General features: G+C 57.0%; 6 protein-coding genes. 5 read left to right on the top strand and 1 reads right to left on the bottom strand.

Annotated elements, in window-relative coordinates; genetic code table 11:
• The first annotated feature begins 66 nt into the window (after window positions 1–66).
• From LKE08_RS04895 to LKE08_RS04880, 4 genes are all read left to right on the top strand, one after another.
• Window positions 67–300 carry a hypothetical protein gene (locus LKE08_RS04895; protein ID WP_324703075.1) on the top strand — a complete coding sequence of 78 codons (234 nt, stop codon included), beginning with the start codon at window positions 67–69 and terminating at the stop codon, window positions 298–300.
• A 30-nt stretch (window positions 301–330) separates the two neighbouring features.
• On the top strand, window positions 331–1104 hold the full coding sequence (locus LKE08_RS04890) for a serine protease (protein WP_324703074.1): 774 nt from the start codon (window positions 331–333) through the stop codon (window positions 1102–1104).
• Between the two features lie 152 nt (window positions 1105–1256).
• A complete protein-coding gene (locus LKE08_RS04885) occupies window positions 1257–2516 on the top strand; it encodes a serine protease (protein WP_324703073.1) in 1260 nt (419 codons plus the stop codon).
• Between the two features lie 483 nt (window positions 2517–2999).
• Complete coding sequence (locus LKE08_RS04880) at window positions 3000–4073, top strand: hybrid sensor histidine kinase/response regulator (protein ID WP_324703072.1); 1074 nt, start codon at window positions 3000–3002, stop codon at window positions 4071–4073.
• Here LKE08_RS04880 and LKE08_RS04875 read toward each other — a convergent pair.
• Window positions 4070–5179, bottom strand: coding sequence for a HAMP domain-containing sensor histidine kinase (locus LKE08_RS04875; RefSeq protein WP_324703071.1), 1110 nt, complete (start codon window positions 5177–5179; stop codon window positions 4070–4072). The genes LKE08_RS04880 and LKE08_RS04875 overlap by 4 nt on opposite strands.
• A gap of 116 nt (window positions 5180–5295) precedes the next feature.
• Between LKE08_RS04875 and LKE08_RS04870 the strand changes: the two genes are divergently transcribed.
• Window positions 5296–6000: a lipase gene (locus LKE08_RS04870; RefSeq protein ID WP_324703070.1), complete on the top strand. Its 705-nt coding sequence runs from the start codon at window positions 5296–5298 to the stop codon at window positions 5998–6000.
• Window positions 6001–6181 lie beyond the last annotated feature (181 nt).

Genomic DNA, 6181 nt, shown 5'->3' with positions numbered 1-6181 from the left:
TCTTGCTCTCTGCGAGACAGAGTAACAGGTTAGGGCTAGAAAGCCCCGTCGCTGTCTTCGCGGGGATTGGTTACCCTCAAACCGAACGATCCGGAATCCGTCACCAGCAAGCTCCAGCGCCTATTCAACATTCGGACGGGTGCGAGTGATGTCCTATTTGAAAGTGAAGATGATGCCGGCACTTATATCGACTTCAATCAATTTCTGAATGGAATTCCCGCCGAAAGTACCACCCCCGCCCAAACGACGCCATCCATGCCGTCCGCGTCGCCGAGGGCCCAACCCGGCACGGCATGGTAACTCGATCTCGTTGATGTTGAGGACTCTACCGTGAGACGACCCCGAATCGGTTGGGCCGGCGCGATCGCGATCTGTTCTCTCCTGTGCGTCCTGGGGGGCACAGACATCCCGAAATCCCCCCTCAACGCCGCCCAACCCCCCGTAGCGCCCGAACTCCCCTCCGAACCCGAACTGCGCGAAATGGCCCGTCAAATTGCCGTGCGGGTTTACTCCGGGCGGATGTGGGGGACGGGAATTATCATCCGCGAACGGGGCGGCATTTACACCGTGATCACCAACGACCACGTTCTCTTCCCCGGCGGGGGCCAAAATTACCGCGTCGAAACCCCCGACGGCCGCATCCACGCCGCCGAAATGGTCAAGTCGGCATCCTGGGGGGACAATGATTTGGGAGTGGTACAGTTCCGCAGCAGCGATCGCCCCTACACCGTTGCCGCGATCGCCCAAACTCCCGCCACCGTGGGAGAAACGGTCATCGCCGCCGGATTTCCCCTGGAGGCCGACCGATCGCAAAACCGAGGATTTATCATCACCCAAGGGCAAGTGTCCCGGTGGATGGAACAGCCCTTCGTGGGAGGCTACCAACTCGGATACACCAACGATATTTTTTCGGGGATGAGCGGCGGACCGCTGTTGAACGACCGGGGGGAAGTGGTGGGAGTGAACGGAATGCACAAATATCCCCTGTGGGGCACTTACCAGTTTGCGGACGGGTCCTCCCCCCCGGAAACCGTAGCGGCCCAACTCGTCCGCTACAGTTGGGCGATTCCCATTCAGACGGTTCTCCGACTCACTCCGGAATAGGGAGCGGGGGCAGGGGAGGCAGGGGAGGAAAATTCTATCTGTGTTCTTCCTCCGCTTCCTCCGCCCCTCCACCCCCTCCGCTTCTCTGAATTCCTGGTATCGACCCATCCTATAGAACATTAGCTAATATTGTCCGTTAGAGACGAGAACCCATGAAAGTGCGATCGCTCCCTCAAAATCTGTTGCTGTCGGCGGGAATTGTCCTGTCCGGGTGGCTCGGTGCCACCCCCGTTGCGGCCGAACTCTCCCCCGACGAGGTCAACTCCATCGCCAGCCAAACCACCGTCCTCATCGCCCCGGAACTGCGCCCGGAATTGCTGGAAGCCTTGGAGAATAACTACCGCAACCCCCTCGCCAGCCAGAACAACCCGGACGGCGTGTGGCACCCGGGATCGGGGGTGATCATCGCCCGGGAGGGCAACCGCTACTACGTCCTGACGGTGAGCCACAATTTCAAACAACGGGATCTCGATGCCGGCCGGTCCTACGGCATCCGCACCGGCGACGGACGGGTTCATGTGGTGCAGCAGCCCGACGACGGCCGCGGCTGTCCCCTGCGGGGGTCCGCGTCCCCCGGAAATTTGATCCGGTTCGGCTGCTACTCCATCAGCTTGCCGACGCGGGTGGCGGGTTCAGACCTGGCGGTGGTGGCCTTTGAGAGCGATCGCGACTATCCCATTGCGCCCTCCGCCCCCGACCGCTCCGTCAACGTGGGGGATGTGGTCTACGTCTCCGGCTGGCCGGACCCCGAAAAAGAGCGGGATGCGGCTACGGGTCGCTGTCTGGGGAAAGCCACCCGCCGCCAGCGTCGCCTCACCTGGGGTCCGGTGACCGGGATCGTCGAACCCGACACCAGCGAAAATGGTTACAGCCTGTTTTACCTGGATAATACCCGCCCGGGGATGAGCGGCGGGCCGGTGTTCGATGGCGAAGGCCGGGTGGTGGGGGTTCACGGCCGAGGTTCGGGGGGGAAAGCCCAACTGGTGAATCAATACTGTTCCGTCAGCAACGCCCCCAACGCCCAAGCCTTTGAATCCGGGGATTTCGCCCTCGATGGTCGGGGGGCGGGGCGGGCCGACCCGGAGAGCCTGCGAACCCGGTTCAGCAGCGGCCAGGATTTTAATAATTTTATGGGTTTGATTCGCAATACGGGTTTGGATTTAGCCTTCAATCTCGGTTTGCCCCGCCCCGAGGTCATCCGAGCTGCCTTGACTCCGATCCCCCAAAGTCGCAATACTGGAACCGTCGATTTTGCGATCGCGGCGGTGGCGACGGGCAGTTTTGACGATCCCAAGGATGTCATCACCAATATTTATGACACCTACGGATCTTTTGAAGGACTCGGGCCGCGGCTGCGGGATACCCCCTCGGGGGGGTGCGACAGCTTGCTCCTCGGCGAACCGTGTTTTTAGGTGATCGCGATCGGAACCGTCGGGATTTTTAAACAATGTAACGTCCCCAAAAGTCAAATCACGGACGAACTGTCTGCCAGAGAGTCATTTGATCGGCGATCGCAACCCTTTCCCATCAATAAGAATTGTCGAGTTGACCCAACCGATGAGAGTCGCGAAAACCGTCCGTAACCGTATCGACCTATCAGGTCGGCAAGCCCCGCGTTATAGCAGTGCGCGCTCGTATAGTTACAAAACCTATAAAAGGGAGTCGGTCGTCGGTCGTAGGGAGTAGGGAGAACTCAAAGACTCTTTGAATCGAGGTTTTGAAGTTTTCGAGGTTCCCCCAATTTGTTAACACACGATCGCTCATTGCTATAGCCGGTTAAATTGACAGATGAAGCCGAAAAATACGGAGTGCAATCATTCGTGTAAACGGCTGATGAAGGTTTTTTTTGTTATACTCAAAACCAGTGATTCTTCCTCGGGCGTTTTTGACTTTCTATGGCTTCTATCCTGATCGTAGATGACGAACCCAATAATTTTGACGTCATCGAAACCCTATTATCAGACCGCGATGACGACCTCCACTATGCCTCGAATGGGAAAAGTGCGATCGCGTCCCTGGACTTGTTCGCCCCGGATCTGATTTTGCTCGACGTGATGATGCCGGAGCTCAACGGGGTGGAAGTCTGCCAGCAAATCAAAGCCATGCCCAAATGGACCGCCACCCCCATCGTCATGGTGACAGCCCTGAGCAGCAAAGAAGATCTCGCCCGCTGCCTGGAAGCCGGCGCCGACGACTTTATCAGCAAACCCATCAACCGCCTCGAACTTCGCGCCCGGGTGCAATCGATGTTGCGAATCAAATCCCAATACGACGAACTGCAAACCCTGCTCAAATCCCGGGAAGATATGGTCAACATGATGGTTCACGACCTGCGAAATCCCCTCATGGGGATCTTGTTCGGCTTGTACGTCGTCGAACGGGGCGACCTGCCCCTCAAATTGAAAGACAAAGTGTCCAGAAGTCTCATCGCCGCCCAGCGGTTGCAGGCGTTGATCGACGATCTGATCCTGATGGGAAAAATGGAACAAAGTCAGATCCAACTCCACCGGACGAAAGTCGATCTCGGCGGCGCTCTCGGGTCCGCGATCGAACGTTTCACGCCGATCGCCGCTCAAAAAAATATCGAACTGATCGGGCGACTTCCGGAGCCGGGAAGCGTCGTCAATGCGGACGACACCTTGTTCCAACGGGTGTTGGATAACCTGCTTTCAAACGCGATCAAGTTTTCGCCCAGCAGCAGCGAAATCGTCCTCGCTGCCGAACTGACCGCGGCCGGAGAGGCCCAAATTCAAGTCGCGGATGCCGGTCCAGGAGTGGCGGAGGAATTGAAGGAGAGCATTTTCAAAAAATACGAGACGGGGACGCGCATGGCTGAAGTCTCCCAAATCGGTCTGGGGTTGGCATTCTGCAAGATGGTGGTCGAAGCCCACGGCGGCCAAATTGGTGTCCGCCCCAACCAACCACGAGGCACCATTTTTGAGATCCGCCTGCCGGCAATGTCCCTTTAAAAACTGAGTTTTGAGGCAACCAAAGGTAAGGAAAACTCGAAGGTGCTGCCCCGGCCCAACTCGCTGGTGACGGAGATTTCGCCCCCCTGCAGTTCCACCAGACGGCGGGTGATTGCCAGACCGATACCCGTGCCGCCGGAGTTGCGCGATCGCGACCGGTCGGCCCGCCAAAACCGCTCGAAAACGTGGGGCAAATCCGCCTCGGAAATGCCGATGCCGGTGTCGCTGACGGCCACCCAGAGGCGATCGCCCCGACTCCAAACCTTGACGGAAATCGTCCCCCGTTCCGTATAGCGGACCGCATTTCCCAACAGATTCACCAGGATTTGTTCGGTGCGATCGATATCCGCAAAAACCGGGGGTAAATCTTCCGGACACTCCAGTTGCAAGGTCGGTCCGTCTTCTAACAGTTGGTCAGAAAATCGCTGCACCAACGATTCCAACAGGGGCCGAATGTTGACGGCTTGGGGGTGGATGGGCAAATATCCCGACTCGACTTTGGAGAGTTCTTGCAGGTTGTTGACCAACCGTTCGAGGCGTTTGGTTTCCTTCGTCAACTGCTGGTAAATCTCCGGCGACGGCGCAATTCTCCCCTCCGCCATTTCCTCCAAATAGCCCCGGACGACGGTGATCGGCGTCCGCAATTCGTGGGTGAGATCGCTAATTAATTCCCGCCGTTTTTGTTCCACATCTTGCAGGCTGCCCGCCATCTGATTGAAACTCATCGCCAGTTGGTTGAGTTCCGGAATTTCACTGGGCGACATCCGTTCTGAGAGGTTCCCCTTGGCGAATTTTTGCGTGATTTCTTCCATTTGCGTCAGGGGTTGGGTGATGCGTTTTGTCACCCAATAGCTGAGGCCTACGGCCGCGGTCGAACCCGCCAAAACTGACCAAAACGTGCTGCGGTTCCAGGCGATTTCAAACCCTTCGATCAGCCGGGTGCGAACGTACTGCAACCGAAAGCCCGGACCCTCGAGCTGTTCCAGGCGACGGACGAAGAAACGGGGGGAGGAAATTTTGCCGATGATGACCAAGGAAGACACCCCGATCAGCATGACCAGCAAGTGGGATAAAAACAGGCGCGATCGCAAATCCACTTTTGCCATTAGTTACGGCTATCTCCGATTCACGCTTTGATTGTATCATTGTCTTTTGGAGTTGCGGGCGATCGCGACATTTTTCCAACCGCTCAACTGATCAAAGGACAATTTTTGCACGGACAATGCCACGACCTACCGTTATCATACCGGGCTATTTTGCGACGGCGGACGATTACCGCGAAATGGAACGCGCTTTACAAAACCGGGGCATCCAGACGCGGATCGTCCCCCTGCGAAAACGAGACTGGTGGCCGACTTTCGGCGGGCGATCGATGATTCCAATTTTGCAGAAAATTAACCAAACTGTCCAGCAAGTTCGGCTCGAATACAGTTCCGACAAAATCAATTTGGTCGGCCACTCGGCGGGGGGCTGGATCGCCCGCATTTACTTGGGCGAAAAACCTTACACCATCCACAATGATGTTTCCGAGGATGCGATCGGGTTTTGGAATGCCCGATCGCAAGTCGAAACCCTGGTGACGTTGGGGACGCCTCACGTCAGCCGGGAACGGTGGACTCGGAAAAATTTGGATTTTGTCAAAGACAATTATCCCGGGGCATTTTATCCCGATATTTCCTATGTCTGCGCGGCGGGAAAGGCGATTTTCGGTGCCCGCAAGCCGGGAAGTTTGCTGGCGTTCAACAGCTATCAAATTACGATCGGTGTCGGCCAAACCTGGGGGGACGGCATCACCCCCGTCGAAGCCGCCCATCTGGAGGGGGCCGACAACATCACGTTGGATGAGGTTTGGCATTCTCCGCGATCGCCCGGAAAGTGGTACGGTTCTGTCGAGGTCGTCCCGAGTTGGGCCGATACGTTGAAATAATATCAGATTGGGTGTGGGGGCGAGGCGGAGGAGGCCGAGGGGCAGACGGGCAAAGATGGGAAGAATCTAAAATCTAAAATTCCCTACACCCTACACCCAGTCCGGTAGGGTGGGTTAGGCGCGACAGTAATTTTTCTGAAAAACCGACAACTTTTCATTCGCGCCGTAACCCACCATTTCC

The organism is Lyngbya sp. CCY1209, from assembly GCF_035615495.1.
Classification (GTDB): Bacteria; Cyanobacteriota; Cyanobacteriia; order Cyanobacteriales; family Microcoleaceae; genus Limnospira.
The sequence above is the reverse complement of the archived record's forward strand: the minus strand, read 5'-3'. Positions and strand labels throughout refer to the sequence as shown.